Origin of the sequence: Cellulomonas iranensis NBRC 101100 = JCM 18110 (assembly GCF_001552375.1) — a bacterium.
In the GTDB taxonomy this organism is placed as follows: Bacteria; Actinomycetota; Actinomycetes; order Actinomycetales; family Cellulomonadaceae; genus Cellulomonas; species Cellulomonas iranensis.
This window is the reverse complement of the sequence record NZ_BCRB01000003.1, coordinates 1-15,965: the sequence shown is the minus strand read 5'-3', so window position 1 is coordinate 15,965 and position 15,965 is coordinate 1. Positions and strand designations below refer to the sequence as shown.

The following is a 15,965-nucleotide window of genomic DNA, read 5'->3' as shown; positions in this document are numbered from 1 at the left end:
CACCTTCACCCCGTCGGGCTCCAACAGCTTCGGCGTCACCTACTACAAGGGCTCCCAGAACATCAGCTACATCCCCTGGGGCATCTGCTCCTGACGTCCCACCGGTGCTGGATCGCCCTCTCACCGCGGCAGCTGGATCGCCCTCTCGCCGCGAGAGGGCGATCCAGCACCGTCCGGGACACGACCGGATCGCACTCTCACCACCACAAGCACCACCACAAGGCGATCCAGCACTGTCCACGACACGACCGGATCGCACTCTCACCACCACGCGGCGATCCACCCCCGCCCGTGAGAGGGCTGTCCGGTCGGCCGTCGCGCGCGCGCCCCGTCACCGTGCTGAGACACCTCTCGCGCCGTGGCGCTCGCCGCGGCTAGCGTCACGGGATGTACGTCCCGGTGTTCAACGCGCTCGACGACGCCGACGAGGTCCGCGCGCTGGTCGCGGCCGTCGGCACCGCGCAGGTCGTCACCGTCGGCGCCGACGGGTACCCCGTCGCGACGCTGCTGCCCGTCGTGTGGGACGGCGACCGGCTGCTGGGGCACATGGCGCGCGCGAACCCGCAGTGGCGCGACCTGCCCGACGACGCCCCGGCGCTCGCGGTCGTCAGCGGACCGCAGGCGTACGTGTCGCCGTCCTGGTACGCGAGCAAGGCCGAGCACGGGCGGGTCGTGCCGACGTGGAACTACTCGGCCGTGCACCTGACGGGCCGGCTGCGCGTGCACGAGGACGTCGAGGAGCTGCACCGGCTCGTGACGGCGCTGACCGAGCAGCACGAGCGCGACCGCGCGCAGCCGTGGGCCGTCACCGACGCGCCCGCGGACTTCGTGCGGCGTCAGCTCCGCGCCGTCGTGGGCGTCGAGCTGCGCGTCGAGCGCGTCGAGGCCAAGGCCAAGCTGAGCCAGAACCGGTCGCCGCAGGACCACGCGGGCGTCGTCGCGGGCCTGGCCGACGAGCGGCACGCGGACGCGCCGGCCGTGGCCGACGCGATGCGCCGCACGGGTGTCCGGCAGCGGGGCCCGTCGGCGGCGCGCTGAGCGCAATCCCCGCGCACCGGCGCGACCCGCGCCGCTAGCGTCCCGGCATGGACCAGGCCACGTTCGACGCCCGTCTGCAGCGCTACTACGGCACGCACGTCGACGAGGGCGCGCGCCTCGGGCGCACGGCCGCCGGGGCGGTCGAGCTGATCCGCACGCGCGAGATCGTCGGCGCGCACCTGGGCCCCGGGTCGCGCGTGCTCGACGTGGGCGGCGGCACGGGCGTGCACGCGACGTGGCTCGCGGCGCAGGGGCACGACGTGACGCTCGTCGATCCGGTCGCGTCGCAGGTCGAGACGGCGCGCGCGGTCGGGACGTTCGCGGCCGAGGTCGGCGACGCCCGCGCGCTGCGGGCGGCCGACGCGACGTTCGACGCGGTGCTGCTGGCCGGCCCGCTGTACCACCTGGCGACGCGCGACGACCGGCTGCGGGCGCTGCGCGAGGCGCTGCGGGTGCTGCGCCCCGGCGGCGTCGTGCTCGCGGCCGGCATCACGCGGTCGATCGCGACGATGGACGTCGTGCTGAGCCGCCGGTTCACGGCCCTGCCGGGTCCGGAGCTGACGAGGCTGCTCGAGACGGGCGAGCCGGCGGAGGCGCTGGACCGGGACGAGGGCGGGTTCCCCGGTGCGCACTTCCACACCGCGGCAGAGCTCGCCGACGAGCTGACCACCGCCGGGTTCCGCGACGCGCGCGCCGTGGGCGTCGAGGGGCCAGGCTCGCTCGCGCTCGAGTTCCTGCGTCCCGACGACGACGTGGTCGCCGCCGCGCTGGTGCTGGCCCGCGCGGCGGACGGCGACACCGAGGCGGTCGACCTGTCGGGCCACCTGCTGGGCGTGGGGGTGCGCTGACGCGCCGCCCCGGACGTGTGGTGAAACGATTACTCACGGTGTGGTCACCCACTCGCCGTCACTAGCGTCGCGGGCACGAACGTGCGCCGAGGCACAGCCCTGCCACCGCCACGTCACCCCCGCGCCGACGCCGACGCCGACGCGACGACCGTGAGGAGCCACCGTGCACCGATCCCCGACCCGCCGACGCCTCGGCGCCCTCGTGGCAGCCGTCGCGCTCGCCGTCGGCGGCCTGACCGCCGCCGCCGGGCCCGCGACCGCGCTGCCGGGCGGCCCCGTCGCGGCCGCCACGACCGGCGGCTGCGGCAAGCCCGCCGGCCTCGGCACCGGCAACCACACGCTCACCAGCAGCGGTCAGCAGCGCAGCTACCGCCTCGACGTGCCCGCCGGGTACGACCCGAACAAGCCGTACCGCCTGGTCGTCGGGCTGCACTGGTGGCACGGCACGTCGCAGGACGTCGTCAACCAGAACTTCTACGGACTCAAGCCGCTCGCGAACAACAGCACGATCTTCGTGGCGCCGCAGGGCATCGACAACGCGTGGCCCAACAGCAACGGCCGCGACGTCACGTTCATCGACGACCTGCTGCGCACGCTCGACGCGTCCCTGTGCATCGACACGACGCAGCGGTTCGCGACCGGCTTCAGCTACGGCGGCGGCATGAGCAACGCGCTGGCGTGCGCGCGGGCCGACGTGTTCCGGGCCGTCGCGGTGCTCAACGGCGCCCAGCTCTCGGGCTGCGCGGGCGGCACGCAGCCCATCGCGTACCTCGGCTCGCACGGCGTGGCCGACAGCGTGCTCAACATCTCGCAGGGCCGCGCGCTGCGCGACCGCGCGCTGCGCAACAACGGCTGCCAGGCGCAGAACGCGCCCGAGCCCGCGGCTGGCAGCGGGCAGCACACCAAGACGACGTACACGTGCCGCGACGGCTTCCCCGTGGTGTGGATCGCCAACGACAGCGACCACCAGTGGGACGCGCGCGACCGCGGCGCGCAGCAGTCGCACGTCCCGGGCGAGATCTGGCAGTTCTTCTCGGCGCTGAGGTCGACGACCACGACGCCGACGCCGACCCCCACGCCCACCCCGACCCCCACGCCCACCGCCACCCCGACGCCGACGGCCACCCCGACCCCGACGCCGACCACACCGACCGGACGGTGCTCGGCGACGCTGCGCACCACCGGCACGTGGCCGGGCGGGTTCCAGGCCGAGGTCACCGTCACGGCCGGCTCGTCCGCGCTGAGCGGCTGGACGGTCGGCTGGTCGAGCTCGTCGTTCACGGTCTCGCAGCTGTGGAGCGGCGACGTGTCGAGCAGCGGGTCGAACGTGACGGTCCGCAACGCCGCGTGGAACGGCGCGCTGCCCGCGGGCGGCTCGACGACGTTCGGGTTCATCGGCACGGGCACGCCGGGGTCGCCGACCCTCACCTGCGCCTGACCGGGCGGCCCGGCGCACCGGGCCCGCCGCACGGCGTCTGACGCACCACCCGACGGGCGGGACCGCACCGGTCCCGCCCGTCGGCGCGCCGGGGCGCGTGGCACGCCGACGGGCGCGCGGGCACCCGCCGGCCCGCTACGGTCGACCGACCCGCTGTCCCACGCCCCGGAGGCCTCGTGAGCGACGCCGCTCCGCCCCGCCCGTGGAACCACAACGTCCACTACCACCGGCTCGTGCTGCGGGAGGTTCCACCGCACGCCCGGACGGCGCTCGACGTGGGCACGGGCGACGGGCTGCTCGCGGCCGACCTGCGCCGGTGCGTGCCGCACGTCGTGGGCCTCGACCTGGACGCCGCGGTGCTCGCCCGCGCCCGCGCGGCGGCCCCGCAGGGCGCGTGGGTGCGCGGCGACGCGCTGCGCGCACCGTTCGCGGCGGCGTCGTTCGACGTCGTCACGTCGATCGCGACGCTGCACCACCTGCCGGACCCCGCGGACGCGCTGCGGGCCCTGGCTCGCCTCACCGCGCCGGGCGGGGTGCTCGTGGTCGTCGGGTGCGCGGCGTCGTCGGAGCCGGTCGACGCCGCGTGGGACACGATCGGCGTCGTGCAGCACCAGGTGCTGAGCCGCACCCGCACGTTCTGGGAGCACACGGCGCCCACGGTGTGGCCGCCGCCGCACACGTTCGCGCAGGTCCGCGACGCCGCGCGCGACGCGCTGCCCGGCGTGCGGTGGCGCCGGCTGCCGCTGTGGCGGTACGCGCTGGTGTGGCGGCGCCCGGCCGACGAGCGGGTCAGCAGCGCGTGACGGACCCGCCCGTGACGTTCCGGATCACGAGGTTCGCGACGCACGGCCGCTCGACGACGCGAGCACCGTTCGACAGCGTGAGGTTCTGCAGCGTGACGTCACGGGTCTGCGGCATGTCGCTGCGCGCCGCGAGCCGCACCTCGCCGCCCGAGATCGTGCCGCCCGCCAGGGCGAGGTCGACGTTGGTGCAGTTCTCGACGAGCACGGGGTTGTTGCCCGTGGCCCGCAGCTCGACGCGGTCGATGCGCAGGCCGCCGCTCTCGGAGACGCAGAACACGCCGCGCCCGCCGCCGACGGCCTTGACGGTGCCGACGCGGATGTTGGTCGGGTAGGACGCGCCGATGCGTCCGGCGCGGTTGGCGATCCGGAACGCCGCGTAGCCGGTGCCGGTGCCGGCGTCCTGCGCGTCGACCAGGCTCACCGTCGCGTTGATCGTCTCGTTGAGCAGCACGCCGGACTCGCCGACGCCGCGCGCGGTGACCGTGCCGACCGTGAGCCCGTCGACCCCGTAGGTCTCGAGCGCGTGCGACCCCGCGCCGGACACGTACAGCGAGTTGACGGTGATGTTGCGCACGAAGCGGCTGCGGTCGCCGTGGTTGTCGATCCGCACGCCGATGCCGCCGCCGCTGAGCCGCATGTCGATCTCCCGCAGCCGCAGGTTGTCGACGTCGCGCGCGAAGATCCCGTACACGGGGGTGCCCGTGAGGTGCAGGCGGGCGACCTCGATGTCGGTGGCGCCGCGCATGTACACGCCGGCGACGTTGCCCGAGCCGGTGCCGGTGACGTGGAGGGTGCCGCAGGACTCGAGGGTCGTGTAGCTGGGCAGCGTGATGCGCGCGTTCGCGCTCATGGTCCCCGAGCCGTTCACGACGACGCGCTGCTTGCTGGTGCGCCCGGCGTCGAGCCCTTCGACGGCCCGGTTGATCGCGGTGAGCATGTCGGGGCCGGCCCACAGCTGCGTGCTGCCACGGTAGGCGCGCCACGTGCCGCCGTCCTGCACCGCCGACCCGTGGACGGTGGAGCCCGTGCAGCTCGTGCCGGGGGCGGCCTGCACGGGTGGCGCCAGGACGACGCTCGCCGCCGCGAGGGCCGCGGCGAGCAGGGCCGTGAGCGTGGCGCGGCGGGTCGGCCGCGCGGGTGGGTGCGTCATGGGGTCACCTCTCGCCGGGGCGGGACGTCGTCGTCCCGGGCGGTCGGGGCGTCGTCGGGCCGCACCGTCCGTGCGGCGACGGTAGGGCCGCCCCGCTGCCGCGCTCCAGACCGTGAACCGTTTCGGCAAGCGCCTTCCGATGCGCGGGCGGCCGCTCGACCGGCCGGTCCGTCAGGACGTGAGCGCGAGCCCCAGCACGGCCGCGGCGAGCCCGGCCACGAGCATCCCGGCCGCGTGCAGCACCGCCGCGACGCCCCGACCCGCGAGCAGCAGCCGCGCGGCCTCGACGCTCGCGGTGCTGAACGTCGAGTACCCGCCCAGGAACCCCACGCCGAGCACGGCCTGCACGCCGTCGTGCCCCGCGTGCCGCAGCGTCCAGCCCGTCAGCAGCCCCAGCAGCAGGCACGCGGTGACGTTGACCACGACGGTCCCCAGCGGCACCGACCCCCGGGCGTGCCGCGCGACGGCGGTGTCGACACCGAACCGCGCGGCCGCCCCCAGGCCGCCCGCGAGCGCGAGCACGACGATCACGGCCGCACCTCCCCCGCGCGCGGGCCGTCGCCGGGCCGCGCACGCTCCTCGACCAGGGCGTCCGGGTCGTGCGCGGCCTGCCCCCGCGCACCCGCGCGCCCGCCCGCGAGCACGACGCCGAGCACCGCGGCCGCGACCCCGAGCACGACGCTCACCAGCGCGTACGCGACCCCCGTCACGACCGCCCCGCCCGTGACCAGCCGCTCCACCTCGAGCACGAACGTGCTGTACGTCGTGTACCCGCCGATCACGCCCGTGCCGACGCCCAGCCGCACGGCACGCCGCCGCCCGGCGTCGGGCCCGCGGCGCGCGAGCGCCGTGAGCAGCAGGCCCAGCAGCAGCGAGCCCGTGACGTTGATCGCCGTCGTCGTCCACGGCCAGCCGCCGGGCGCCGCCGGGAACGCGCCCTCGAGCAGCGCGCGCACCGTGACGCCGAGCGTCCCGCCCACGGCGACCAGCGCCGCTGACGACACGGTCGACGGCACCGCCGAGCGTGCGGTCGAGGGCGGCGAGGAACGTGCGACGTCGGCCATGGTCACCTCCCGCGGGCAGCAGCCTGCGCCCGTACCACCGGAGCAGGAACCATCAGCCGTGCGGCGGTTCGGGCGGCACGCCCCGGCGGGATCCATCGCCGCGGCCAGGGTACGCCGCACCGCCCGCAAATCGGTCGCCCCCGCACCGACCCGCCCCTAGGGTCGCCGCCCATGGGACACGACCGGCACAGCACCGCAGCACCCGACCGGGGCGAGAGCCTGCACGGCAGGGTCGCCGTCGTCACGGGCGTGAGCCGCCGGCGCGGCATCGGGTTCGCGGTCGCGTCGCGGCTCGCACGCGCCGGCGCGAGCCTCGTCGTCCAGCACTGGGCCCCGCACGACGCCGAGCAGCCGTGGGGCGCCGACGACGTCGACGCGCTGCTGGGCGAGCTCGAGGCGCACCTCGCGCCGGGCGCGCGCCTCGCGGCCACGAGCCTCGACCTCGCGGCGCCGACCGCGGGCGAGGAGCTCGTCGAACGCGCGGGCGCCGCGCTGGGGCACCTCGACGTGCTGGTCTGCAACCACGCGCGCAGCGGCGGCGACGGTCGGCTGGCGGCCCAGACGGCGGCCACGCTCGACGCGCACTGGGCCGTGAACGCCCGCGCCACGCTGCTCGCGACCAAGGCGTTCGCGGCGCAGCACGACGGCCGGCCCGGCGGCCGCGTGGTGTGGATGACGTCGGGCCAGCTCGCCGGGCCCATGCCGGACGAGATCGCGTACGCCGCGTCGAAGGCGGTGCTCGCGGGGCTGACGCCGTCGGTCGCGGACGACCTGGTCGACCGCGGCATCCTGCTCAACACCGTCAACCCCGGGCCGGTCAACACCGGCTACCTCGACGCCGACGCGGCCCCCGCCGAGGTGGTCGAGGCCGTGCTCGCGCACTTCCCCGGCGGGCGGTTCGGCGAGCCCGACGACCCGGCGCGGCTCATCGCGTGGCTCGTGTCCGACGCCGGGAGGTGGGTCGTGGGGCAGGTGCTCTCGACCGAGGGCGGCTTCCGGCGCTGACGGCCCCGCCCGCGGCCACGCGGCTCAGAACGCGTGGACCGGCAGCGCGCGCTCGCGACGCGTGAGGGCCGCGACGACGCGCGCCTGACCGTGCCGCGCGACCGCGAGGCGCACCAGCAGGTCACGCACCGGGTCGAACACCGCGACGGGGAACGTCGGGGTGTCGACGCCGACGCTCACCGCGAGGTCGTCGGAGTGCACGACGACCTCGAGCATGCGCGTCAGCAGGAAGTCCTCGCGCCGCAGCGCCCACCCGGCCCACGGCACGGGCACGACGTCCTGCGCGGCGCCGGACGCGAGCGCGTCGCGGACGCGGTCGCGGTGCGCGACGACGCGGTCGTGCAGCGCGGCGGGCCCCTCGAGCGCGAGCGTCTCGTCCCCGCCGCGGTCGTTCACCGGGTCCTCGGGCGCGGCGGTGGGCCACGCCGAGCGCGCGTAGTGCTCGTCGGCGTCGGCGAGCACGGGCAGGCCGCCGGGCTCGCGCGTCAGGAGCTCCGCCGCGCGCACCACCTGGTTGCCCAGGTGCACCGCGAGCCCGCCGACGGTCAGGCGCGGCAGCGCCGACGGCTGCGACCACCGCACCGCGACCTCGGGCAGGTCGACCAGGTCGAGCACGGCGTCGGCGGCGAGGAGGAACGCGTCGTCACGGGTCATGCGGGCAGTGTGGCACCGAGCACCCACGCCGCGGGCCGGGCCGGGGCGCGGACCCGCCGTGGGTCCACCGCCCCGGCCCGGCTACCGTGCACGCGTGCTGCGACGTGCGCTCGAGGCGGTCCTCCCGGCGCGGCTCGGCGCACCCTTCCGGTGGCTGGTCGCGTCCTCGTGGACGTCGAACCTGGGCGACGGGCTCGTGCTGGCGGCGGGGCCGCTGCTGGTCGCGACCCGCACGCAGGACCCGTTCGTCGTGGCGCTCGCCGCGACGGCCGCGTGGCTCCCGCGCCTGCTGCTGGCGCTGTGGGCGGGCGTCGTCACCGACCGCGTGGACCGCCGGCGTCTCGTCATGGTGTGCAACGCGGTGCGGGTCGCCGTGCTCGCGCTGCTGGCCGCCGCCGTCGCGGGCGACGTCGCGCCCGTGTGGGTCGTGCTGGTGGCGCTCGTCGCGCTGGGAGCCGCGGAGACGTTCGCGGACAACGTGGCCGGCACGCTCGCACCGATGGTCGTGCGGCGCGACGACCTCGCGACCGCGAACGCGCGCACGCAGGCCGGTTTCATCGGCCTCAACCAGCTCGCCGGCCCGCCGCTCGGCGCCGCCCTGTTCACGGCCGGGCAGTGGTCGCCGTTCGCCGCGACGGCCGTGCTCATGGCGGCCGCCGTCGCGCTCGTCGCGCGCGTCGAGCTGCCGCCGCACGGGCGCGCCCGCGGCACGACGACCGTGCGGGCCGACGTCGTCGAGGGCGTCCGCTGGACCTGGCACCACCCCGCGGTGCGCACGCTCGTGCTGACGATCCTCGTGTTCAACGTGACGTTCGGGGCCGCGTGGTCGGTGCTCGTGCTCTACGCGCAGCAGCGCCTGGGCCTCGGTGACGTCGGGTTCGGGCTGGTCACCACCGTGCAGGCGCTCGGCGGCCTGCTGGGCGTCACGGCCTACGGGTGGCTGACGGCGCGCGTGTCGCTCGCGGGGCTCATGCGGGTCGGGCTGGTCGTGGAGACGCTCACGCACCTGGTGCTGGCGGTGACGACGAGCGCGTGGGTCGCGATGCCGGTGTTCTTCGTGTTCGGCGCGCACGCGTTCGTCTGGGGCACGACGTCGATGACGATCCGGCAGCGCGCCGTGCCGAGCGCGTTGCAGGGCCGCGTCAACGGCGTCAACGTCATCGGCACGTTCGGCGGCCTCGTGCTGGGCGGGCTGGTGGGCGGCTGGGCGGCGCAGCGGTGGGGCGTCACCGCGCCGTTCTGGGGCGCGTTCGGCGGGTCGGCCGTGTTCGTCGTGCTGATCTGGCGGCAGCTGCGGCACGTCGCGCACACCGACGCGCAGCCCGCGCCGGACGCCGCCGCCCACGGGCCCGCGTGAGGCGTGTCGGACCCGGCTGGCACGCTGTCCTCATGACCGACGCGCCCGCCCCCGGCACGCCCACCGACGGGCGGCACGCACCCGCGCGCCTCACGTCCGAGCGGGGCGACCCGCCGCACCGCGCGGACGAGGCCACGACGCTGCTCACGTTCCTCGACTTCCACCGCCGCACGCTGCTCCTCAAGACCGAGGGCCTGGACGCCGCGCACCTGCGGCAGGCCCTCCCGCCGTCGACCCTGACGCTCGGCGGCCTGATGAAGCACCTGGCGATGGTCGAGGACAGCTGGTTCGGCGTCGTGTGGCACGACCGCCCGCACGTCGAGCCGTGGGCGTCGGCCGACTGGGACGCGGACCGCGACTGGGACTTCACGAGCGCGGCCGACGACTCCCCGGAGCAGCTGCGCGCGCTGTGGGACGAGGCGGTGGCGCGCTCGCAGCGCACGGTCGACGACGCGCTCGCCGCGGGCGGGCTCGACCAGGTGTCGGCGCGACGGCACTCCGCGACGGGCGAGCCCGTGTCGCTGCGGTGGGTGCTCGTGCACATGGTCGAGGAGTACGCGCGGCACAACGGGCACGCGGACCTGCTGCGCGAGGCCGTGGACGGGAGCACCGGTGAGTGACGCCCGCGTGGGCCGGCGGGACGGCTGACGCCGTGGCCGACGACCTGCCCGAGCTGCTGCTCCCCGACGCCGCGGCGTGGCGCGCGTGGCTGGCCGAGCACCACGCGCAGCGGACGGGCGTGTGGCTCGTGCTGCACCGCAAGGGCGGCGACGTGACGGCGCTGACGTACACCGACGCGGTCGACGAGGCGCTGTGCTTCGGGTGGATCGACGGCCAGGCGCGGCGACGCGACGAGGCCAGCACGTTCCAGCGCATGACGCCGCGCCGGCCGCGCAGCGCGTGGTCCGCGGTCAACGTCGAGCGGGTCGCGCGCCTCGAGCGCGAGGGCCGCATGCACGACGCCGGCCGCGCGCAGGTCGCCGCGGCGCAGGCCGACGGCCGGTGGGAGGCCGCCTACCGGGGCCCCGCGACCATCGAGGTCCCCGACGACCTGGCGGCCGCGCTCGACGCGGTGCCCGCCGCGCGCGCCTGGTTCGACGCGTTGACCTCGGGCAACCGGTTCGCGGTGCTGCTGCGCGTCGGGCAGGCCAAGCGGCCCGAGACCCGCGCGCGCCGCATCGCGACGTTCGTCGACGACCTCGCGCACGGCCGCACGCCGTACCCGCAGAAGCGCCGTCCCGACGGTCTGTGACGCGCGACCCGGACGGGCGTCCGGAACTCGCACCGGACGTCCGTTCCGTCCCGTATCCTCCCGGATCATGGCTGTCCGGCTGCACTACCGCGCGACCCGTCCCGCACCCCTGACCCCCGACGAGGTGGCCGTCGCCCGCGGGCTGGTGGCCGCGCACAACGCGGACTACCCGTTCGACGCCGACGCGCTCGACCTCACCGACCCCGGTGACGCGTCGCTGCAGGGCAGCACGACCCTCCCGCAGCAGGACCCGTTCGCGACGTTCCTCGGGCTCGCGCACTGGTGCCGCGCGCTCACGGACGTGCGTCGCGCGCTGCCGGGCACGTCGTGGCAGGTGAGCGTCGACGACGACCCCGTGCCGTGGGACGACGAGGCGGGGTTCGGCTGGCCCGAGCAGCGCGACCCGACCCTGCTCGCGAGCATGCAGCAGATGCGCAGCAGGGTCTGACCGTCCCGCCGCGGCTACGCGGTGACCCGCAGCAGCGCGTCGAGCGCGGGCTGCTGACCCTTGACGAGCAGGCGGCGCGCGTCGTCGAGCGGCGCCCACACGGCGCGGTCCACCTCGGGCACGTCGAGGTGCCGGCCCGAGCGCGGCGGCCACTCGACGCGGGCGGTGCTGATGCCGGGCCGCGTCGTCAGGTCGGCGCTCGCCGGGTCGTCGGGCGAGCCGGCGAGCGACGCGGGGACCTCGACCGCCAGCACGTGCACGACCTTGCCCGAGGAGTAGCGGAACGCCCCCAGGTCGACGGCCGGCAGGTCCGGCGCCGGCACGCCCAGCTCCTCGGCGAACTCGCGCCGCGCCGCCGCCTCGACGTCCTCGCCCGGCTCGACCAGCCCCTTCGGCAGCGACCACGCGTGGTCGTCCTTGCGGGCCCAGAACGGGCCGCCCATGTGCGCGACGAGCACGTGCACCTCCGCACCCCGCCCGTGGTGCAGCAGCAGCCCCGCGCTCGTCACCGGCACCCGGCCACCACCCGTCCCGTCGTCCCGCCCGGCCCGGACCGTCGCCGGGCGCCGTTGCTAGCGTGCGGCACGTGACCGCACCCGCGCGACTCCCCCGCGCCTTCTGGTGGCTGTGGACGTCGTCGGCGGCGTCGAACCTCGCCGACGGCGTGCTGAAGACCGCGCTGCCGCTGGTCGCGCTCGGGTTCACGACGTCGCCCGCGGCGGTCGCGGGGCTGTCGCTCGCGCTGTCGCTGCCGTGGCTCGTCGTCGCGCTGCCCGCCGGTGCGCTCGTGGACCGGTGGGACCGGCGGGCGACGCTCGTCGTGGCGGACGTCGCGCGCGCGGTCGTCGTCGCGCTGCTCATGGTCGTGACGCTCACGGGCGGCGGGTCGATGGCCGCGCTGTACGCCGCGGCCGTGCTCGTCGGCGTGGCCGAGGTGTTCCGGGACACGACGGCGCAGTCGGTGCTGCCGCAGGTCGTCGGGCGCGACGCGCTGCCCGCCGCGAACGGGCGCCTGCACGCCGCCGAGCTGACCACCAACGCGTTCGCCGGGCCGCCGCTGGGCGGTGTGCTCGTGGGCGTCGGCGCGGCGGTCGCGCTCGGGGCCCCCGCGGGGCTGTGGGCGCTGGCCGTGCTCGCGCTGCTGCAGGTGCGTGGCTCGTTCCGCGCGCCCCGCGCGGTCGACGCACCGCGCACCACGCTGCGGCGCGACATCGGCGAGGGTCTGCGGTTCCTGTGGCGGCGCCCCGTGCTGCGCACGCTCGCGGTCATGGTCGGGGTGACCAACCTCGCGATGTCGGCCGTGTCGGCGGTGTTCGTGCTGTGGGCCGTGGGGGCGGGGTCTGCGATGGGGCTCACCGAGGCGCAGTACGGCGTGCTGCTGATGTGGCTCGCGGTCGGTGCGGTGGGCGGCTCGCTCGTCGCCGGGCCCGTCACCGCGCGCCTCGGACGCACCGCGACGCTGGGCGTCAGCGTCGTCGGGTCCGCGCTGTGCCTGGCCGCACCGGCCGTGACGACCGACCCGCTGCTCGTCGGCGCCGCCAACACCGTCGCCGGGTTCGGCATCGCGCTGTGGAACGTCGTGACGGTGTCGCTGCGCCAGCGCCTCACCCCCGACCACCTGCTGGGCCGCGTCAACAGCGCCTACCGGCTGCTCGCGTGGGGCACCATGCCGCTCGGCGCCGCGCTCGGCGGGCTCATCGGCGAGACGTGGGGCCTGCGCTGGGTGTTCGTCGTCGGCGGGGTCGTGGCCGGCGGGCTCGTCGTGCTGCTGCCGCGGGTCGGCGAGGGCGCGCTGGTCGCCGCCGAACGGGCCGCGCAGGAGGACGGCGTGCGAGGCCCGGACGACGAGCCGACGGACGACGGCCCGACCGGCGACGAGCGGCACGACGACGGCCCGCCGGCCGACGAGGCCGACGGGCCGGACGACGTCAGGCCGTGAGCGTCAGGCCGTGAGCGCCGCGTCCACCTCGCGCAGGAACGCGTCGAGGTCGTCGGGCGTGCGGGACGTGACGAGCCGGAAGCCCTGCGCGTCGTCGGCCACGACCTCCTCGTCGACCCACGTGCCGCCCGCGTTGCGCACGTCCGTGGTGAGCGACGGGTACGACGTGAGCCGCTTGCCCTGCACGAGACCCGCCTCGACCAGCAGCCACGGGCCGTGGCAGATCGCCGCGACCGGCCGCCCCGCCTGCGCGAACGCGCCGACCAGCCGCACCGCGTCGTCCTGCAGGCGCAGGCTGTCGGCGTTGAGCGTGCCGCCGGGCACGAGCAGCAGGTCGTAGCCGGACGCGTCGACCTGGCCGAGCGTGGTGGTCGGCTGGACGGTGCGACCGGGGTCCTTGTCGCCGACGAGCGTCTCGACTGGCGCGTCGTCGACCGCCGCGACGTCGACCGTGGCGCCCGCGCCCCGCAGGTGCTCGACGGGCACGACGAGCTCGTCCTGCTCGACCCCGTAGTTGGTGACGACGGCCAGCACGCGGCGGCCGGTGAGGTCCGCGTCGGACATGGTGTGCCTCCCTCGGTTCGGGTGACCCGGGGGTCGCCCGGGCCGCCGCCACGGTAGGCAGGGGGCCCGCACCCCCGCACGCCGGGAGCGCGAAGGTCGGGGCTGTCGAAATCGGTGACCCTCGCGCGTCATGGGGGCGAGCGGGCACAGTGGGTGCCCCGGACCACGGAGGACGACATGACGACCCCCACGACCTACACGCTCCTGCTCTGGGGCGACCCCGACGCGTGCGACGACCTCGCGGCCGCGTACGCCGCGCACGAGCGGTTCGCGCAGGAGTGCGCCGCGCGGGGCCACGAGATCCTCGGCGGCGAGGAGCTCACGAGCCCCACGACCGCGCGCGTGCTGCGCGTCGGCGCGGGCGGGTCCGAGGTCACCGACGGACCGTTCGCCGAGCTCACCGAGCAGCTCGGCGGGTTCTACCTGGTCCGCACGTCCGACCCCGAGGGCCTGCTGCGGCTCGCGGCCCCGCTGGTCATGGACGAGGTCGGCGGCGGGACGCTCGAGCTGCGGGCCGTCGTCGCGCACGGCGCGGGCGACGAGGCGACCGCCGCGCAGGCCGGCGCCGTCGTATGAGGTTCGTCGTCCTGCTGTACCAGGACGAGGACGTGTGGCGGCGCGCCGACGACGCCGAGCGCGCGCGGTACCACGCGCAGCACGCGGCGTTCGACGGCGCGCTGCGCACCGCGGGCGTGACCGTCGTGGCCGGCGAGGCGCTCGTGGGCGTCGCCGCGGCGCGCACGCACCGCCGCGTCGGCGACGACGTCACCGTCACCGACGGGCCGTTCGCCGAGACGGCCGAGCAGCTCGGGGGGTTCTACCTGGTCGACGCGCCCGACGCGGACACGCTGCTGGCGACGCTGCGGCACCTGCCGGAGTACACGGTCGAGGTGCGCGAGGTCGCCGAGGCATGACCGCCCGTCACCCGGTCGGAGCGCCGGCCCGTGCCCCGCGCGGGCACGCGGCCGGCGCACCCGCGACGCGCGGGCGCACCCGCGACGTGCGCTGCCCGGTGAACCCGCGGTGACCGCGCACGAGGATGCGGCGGACCCGGTCGGGTCCGCCGTCGCCGACGCGTGGCGCGCGCACTGGTCGCACGTCGTCGCGCTGCTCGTCGCGCAGTACGCGAGCCCCGACCTCGCCGAGGACGCGGCCGGCGACGCGTTCGAGGCCGCGGCGCGCACGTGGCCGCGCGACGGCGTGCCGGCCAACCCCGGCGCGTGGCTGCTGACCGCGGCCCGCCGCCGCGTCGTCGACCGGCTGCGCGCCCGCGCGCTGCACCGCCGCAAGGAGCCGCTGCTCGTGGTCGACGACGAGATGCGCGCGCTCGCGGCGGCCGCGCACGACCCCGGCGCGCACGTCGCGGACGAGCAGCTGCGGCTCGTGCTGACGTGCTGCCACCCGGCGCTCGCACCGGCCGACCGGGTCGCGATGACGCTGCGGTTCGTCGTCGGGCTCTCGACCGCGGACATCGCGCGGCTGCAGCTCGTGCAGCACACCGCGATGTCGGCACGGCTCACGCGCGCCAAGCGTCGTCTCGCGGAGACCGGCGTGCCGTTCGTCGTGCCGCCGCGCGACCGGCTCGACGAGCGTCTCGACGCCGTGACGACCGTGCTGTACCTGCTGTTCACGGCCGGGTACCAGCCCGCCGACGTGCCCGGGGGGCTGCGCGTCGACCTCGCCGACGAGGCCGTGCGGCTCGTGCGCGAGCTCGACGGGCTGCTGGGCGGGTCGCCGCGCGTGCGCGCGCTGCTCGCGCTGGTGCTGCTGCAGCACTCGCGCCGCGACGCGCGCGTCGACGACGCGGGCCGCCTGGTGCTGCTGCCCGACCAGGACCGCGCGCGCTGGCACGCGGCCGAGATCGCCGAGGGCGTCGCGCTGCTGCGCGCGCTGCCGCCGCTCGACGGCCTGGCCGAGGACCACCGGCTGCAGGCGCTCGTGGCCGCCGAGCACGCGACCGCACGGACCGCGGCGGACACGCGGTGGGACGTCGTCGCCGGCCTCTACGCGCTGCTCGAGGCGCGCACCGGGTCGCCCGTGGTGCGCCTGGCACGCGCGGTCGCGGTCGCCGAGGCCGCCGGGCCGGACGCGGGCCTCGCCGTGCTCGAGGGACTGGACGGCGCGCTGCCGCGCCACCACCGGCTCCCGGCGGTGCGCGGCGAGCTCCTGCTGCGCGCGGGCCGCCACCCCGAGGCCGTCGCCGAGCTCGAGCGCGCGCTCGACCTCGTCCCCGACGCCGCCGAGCGCGACCACCTGCAGCGCCGCCTGGCCGAGGCCCGCACCCCCGAGCCCTGACGGGCGCGAGCGCACCGCACCCACCCCCACCGCGACGGACAGCCGTACGGTCGGCGGACAGCGGCACGCGCCTGTCCGTCGAGCCGTGCCGGTGTCCGTCGGCGAGGGGT

General features: G+C 76.7%; 19 protein-coding genes and 1 riboswitch. Of the genes, 13 read left to right on the top strand and 6 right to left on the bottom strand.

Going from position 1 to position 15,965, the window contains the following annotated elements; translation table 11 throughout:
• The first annotated feature begins 387 nt into the window (after positions 1-387).
• The 4 genes from CS2_RS00965 to CS2_RS00950 all read left to right on the top strand — a co-directional run bounded on the left by CS2_RS00965 (position 388) and on the right by CS2_RS00950 (position 4,127).
• On the top strand, positions 388-1,038 hold the full coding sequence (locus CS2_RS00965) for an FMN-binding negative transcriptional regulator (protein WP_070318496.1): 651 nt from the start codon (positions 388-390) through the stop codon (positions 1,036-1,038).
• A gap of 47 nt (positions 1,039-1,085) precedes the next feature.
• Complete coding sequence (locus CS2_RS00960; protein ID WP_070318495.1) at positions 1,086-1,886, top strand: class I SAM-dependent methyltransferase; 801 nt, start codon at positions 1,086-1,088, stop codon at positions 1,884-1,886.
• 163 nt (positions 1,887-2,049) lie between these two features.
• Positions 2,050-3,324 (top strand): CE1 family esterase, encoded by a 1,275-nt coding sequence (locus CS2_RS19475; RefSeq protein WP_070318494.1) that lies wholly within the window; start codon positions 2,050-2,052, stop codon positions 3,322-3,324.
• Positions 3,325-3,500: 176 nt separating this feature from the next.
• Positions 3,501-4,127, top strand: a complete 627-nt coding sequence (locus CS2_RS00950; protein WP_070318493.1) for a class I SAM-dependent methyltransferase — start codon at positions 3,501-3,503, stop codon at positions 4,125-4,127.
• On the opposite strand, the gene CS2_RS00945 is transcribed toward CS2_RS00950, so the two are convergent.
• The 3 genes from CS2_RS00945 to CS2_RS00935 form a co-directional block, all read right to left on the bottom strand.
• Positions 4,114-5,277, bottom strand: coding sequence for a hypothetical protein (locus tag CS2_RS00945; protein ID WP_070318492.1), 1,164 nt, complete (start codon positions 5,275-5,277; stop codon positions 4,114-4,116). The genes CS2_RS00950 and CS2_RS00945 overlap by 14 nt on opposite strands.
• A gap of 171 nt (positions 5,278-5,448) precedes the next feature.
• Complete coding sequence (locus CS2_RS00940; RefSeq protein ID WP_070318491.1) at positions 5,449-5,808, bottom strand: fluoride efflux transporter FluC; 360 nt, start codon at positions 5,806-5,808, stop codon at positions 5,449-5,451.
• Positions 5,805-6,341, bottom strand: coding sequence for a fluoride efflux transporter FluC (locus tag CS2_RS00935; RefSeq protein WP_082739609.1), 537 nt, complete (start codon positions 6,339-6,341; stop codon positions 5,805-5,807). Before CS2_RS00935 ends, CS2_RS00940 begins: the two co-directional genes overlap by 4 nt.
• A 36-nt stretch (positions 6,342-6,377) precedes the next feature.
• Positions 6,378-6,450, bottom strand: a riboswitch (Fluoride riboswitch).
• 62 nt (positions 6,451-6,512) lie between these two features.
• Here CS2_RS00935 and CS2_RS00930 point away from each other — a divergent pair.
• Entirely contained in the window at positions 6,513-7,346 is an 834-nt protein-coding gene (locus CS2_RS00930) for an SDR family oxidoreductase (protein ID WP_070318490.1), read from the top strand.
• Positions 7,347-7,370: 24 nt separating this feature from the next.
• Here the strand turns inward: CS2_RS00930 and CS2_RS00925 are convergent, their stop codons facing one another.
• Positions 7,371-8,000 (bottom strand): maleylpyruvate isomerase N-terminal domain-containing protein, encoded by a 630-nt coding sequence (locus CS2_RS00925; protein ID WP_070318489.1) that lies wholly within the window; start codon positions 7,998-8,000, stop codon positions 7,371-7,373.
• Between the two features lie 94 nt (positions 8,001-8,094).
• On the opposite strand from CS2_RS00925, the gene CS2_RS00920 reads away from it, so the two are divergent.
• From CS2_RS00920 to CS2_RS00905, 4 genes are all read left to right on the top strand, one after another.
• Positions 8,095-9,357 (top strand): MFS transporter, encoded by a 1,263-nt coding sequence (locus CS2_RS00920; protein WP_307416215.1) that lies wholly within the window; start codon positions 8,095-8,097, stop codon positions 9,355-9,357.
• Positions 9,358-9,389: 32 nt separating this feature from the next.
• A complete protein-coding gene (locus CS2_RS00915) occupies positions 9,390-9,977 on the top strand; it encodes a DinB family protein (RefSeq protein ID WP_070318488.1) in 588 nt (195 codons plus the stop codon).
• Between the two features lie 32 nt (positions 9,978-10,009).
• Entirely contained in the window at positions 10,010-10,609 is a 600-nt protein-coding gene (locus CS2_RS00910; RefSeq protein WP_070318497.1) for a YdeI/OmpD-associated family protein, read from the top strand.
• A gap of 67 nt (positions 10,610-10,676) precedes the next feature.
• The gene (locus CS2_RS00905; protein ID WP_070318487.1) at positions 10,677-11,057 is read left to right on the top strand and encodes a hypothetical protein; all 381 of its coding nucleotides are present in this window, start codon (positions 10,677-10,679) and stop codon (positions 11,055-11,057) included.
• A 14-nt stretch (positions 11,058-11,071) separates the two neighbouring features.
• On the opposite strand, the gene CS2_RS00900 is transcribed toward CS2_RS00905, so the two are convergent.
• Positions 11,072-11,572 carry an NUDIX hydrolase gene (locus CS2_RS00900; protein WP_070318486.1) on the bottom strand — a complete coding sequence of 167 codons (501 nt, stop codon included), beginning with the start codon at positions 11,570-11,572 and terminating at the stop codon, positions 11,072-11,074.
• Positions 11,573-11,643: 71 nt separating this feature from the next.
• Between CS2_RS00900 and CS2_RS00895 the strand changes: the two genes are divergently transcribed.
• Entirely contained in the window at positions 11,644-12,996 is a 1,353-nt protein-coding gene (locus CS2_RS00895) for an MFS transporter (RefSeq protein WP_156441932.1), read from the top strand.
• Between the two features lie 3 nt (positions 12,997-12,999).
• On the opposite strand, the gene CS2_RS00890 is transcribed toward CS2_RS00895, so the two are convergent.
• Positions 13,000-13,560: a type 1 glutamine amidotransferase domain-containing protein gene (locus CS2_RS00890; protein WP_046529855.1), complete on the bottom strand. Its 561-nt coding sequence runs from the start codon at positions 13,558-13,560 to the stop codon at positions 13,000-13,002.
• 177 nt (positions 13,561-13,737) lie between these two features.
• Here CS2_RS00890 and CS2_RS00885 point away from each other — a divergent pair, with 177 nt between their 5' ends.
• The 3 genes from CS2_RS00885 (at position 13,738) to CS2_RS00875 (ending at position 15,855) form a co-directional block, all read left to right on the top strand.
• Complete coding sequence (locus CS2_RS00885) at positions 13,738-14,136, top strand: YciI family protein (RefSeq protein ID WP_070318485.1); 399 nt, start codon at positions 13,738-13,740, stop codon at positions 14,134-14,136.
• Positions 14,133-14,474, top strand: coding sequence for a YciI family protein (locus tag CS2_RS00880; RefSeq protein ID WP_046529853.1), 342 nt, complete (start codon positions 14,133-14,135; stop codon positions 14,472-14,474). Before CS2_RS00885 ends, CS2_RS00880 begins: the two co-directional genes overlap by 4 nt.
• Before the next feature lie 109 nt (positions 14,475-14,583).
• The gene (locus CS2_RS00875; RefSeq protein ID WP_070318484.1) at positions 14,584-15,855 is read left to right on the top strand and encodes an RNA polymerase sigma factor; all 1,272 of its coding nucleotides are present in this window, start codon (positions 14,584-14,586) and stop codon (positions 15,853-15,855) included.
• Positions 15,856-15,965 lie beyond the last annotated feature (110 nt).

Coding starts and splice junctions, on each gene's coding strand:
- CS2_RS00965 (WP_070318496.1), top strand. CDS start 388: ATGTACGTCCCGGTGTTCAACGCGCTCGACGACGCCGACGAGGTCCGC.
- CS2_RS00960 (WP_070318495.1), top strand. CDS start 1,086: ATGGACCAGGCCACGTTCGACGCCCGTCTGCAGCGCTACTACGGCACG.
- CS2_RS00945 (WP_070318492.1), bottom strand. CDS start 5,277: ATGACGCACCCACCCGCGCGGCCGACCCGCCGCGCCACGCTCACGGCC.
- CS2_RS00935 (WP_082739609.1), bottom strand. CDS start 6,341: ATGGCCGACGTCGCACGTTCCTCGCCGCCCTCGACCGCACGCTCGGCG.
- CS2_RS00930 (WP_070318490.1), top strand. CDS start 6,513: ATGGGACACGACCGGCACAGCACCGCAGCACCCGACCGGGGCGAGAGC.
- CS2_RS00925 (WP_070318489.1), bottom strand. CDS start 8,000: ATGACCCGTGACGACGCGTTCCTCCTCGCCGCCGACGCCGTGCTCGAC.
- CS2_RS00915 (WP_070318488.1), top strand. CDS start 9,390: ATGACCGACGCGCCCGCCCCCGGCACGCCCACCGACGGGCGGCACGCA.
- CS2_RS00905 (WP_070318487.1), top strand. CDS start 10,677: ATGGCTGTCCGGCTGCACTACCGCGCGACCCGTCCCGCACCCCTGACC.
- CS2_RS00890 (WP_046529855.1), bottom strand. CDS start 13,560: ATGTCCGACGCGGACCTCACCGGCCGCCGCGTGCTGGCCGTCGTCACC.
- CS2_RS00885 (WP_070318485.1), top strand. CDS start 13,738: ATGACGACCCCCACGACCTACACGCTCCTGCTCTGGGGCGACCCCGAC.
- CS2_RS00880 (WP_046529853.1), top strand. CDS start 14,133: ATGAGGTTCGTCGTCCTGCTGTACCAGGACGAGGACGTGTGGCGGCGC.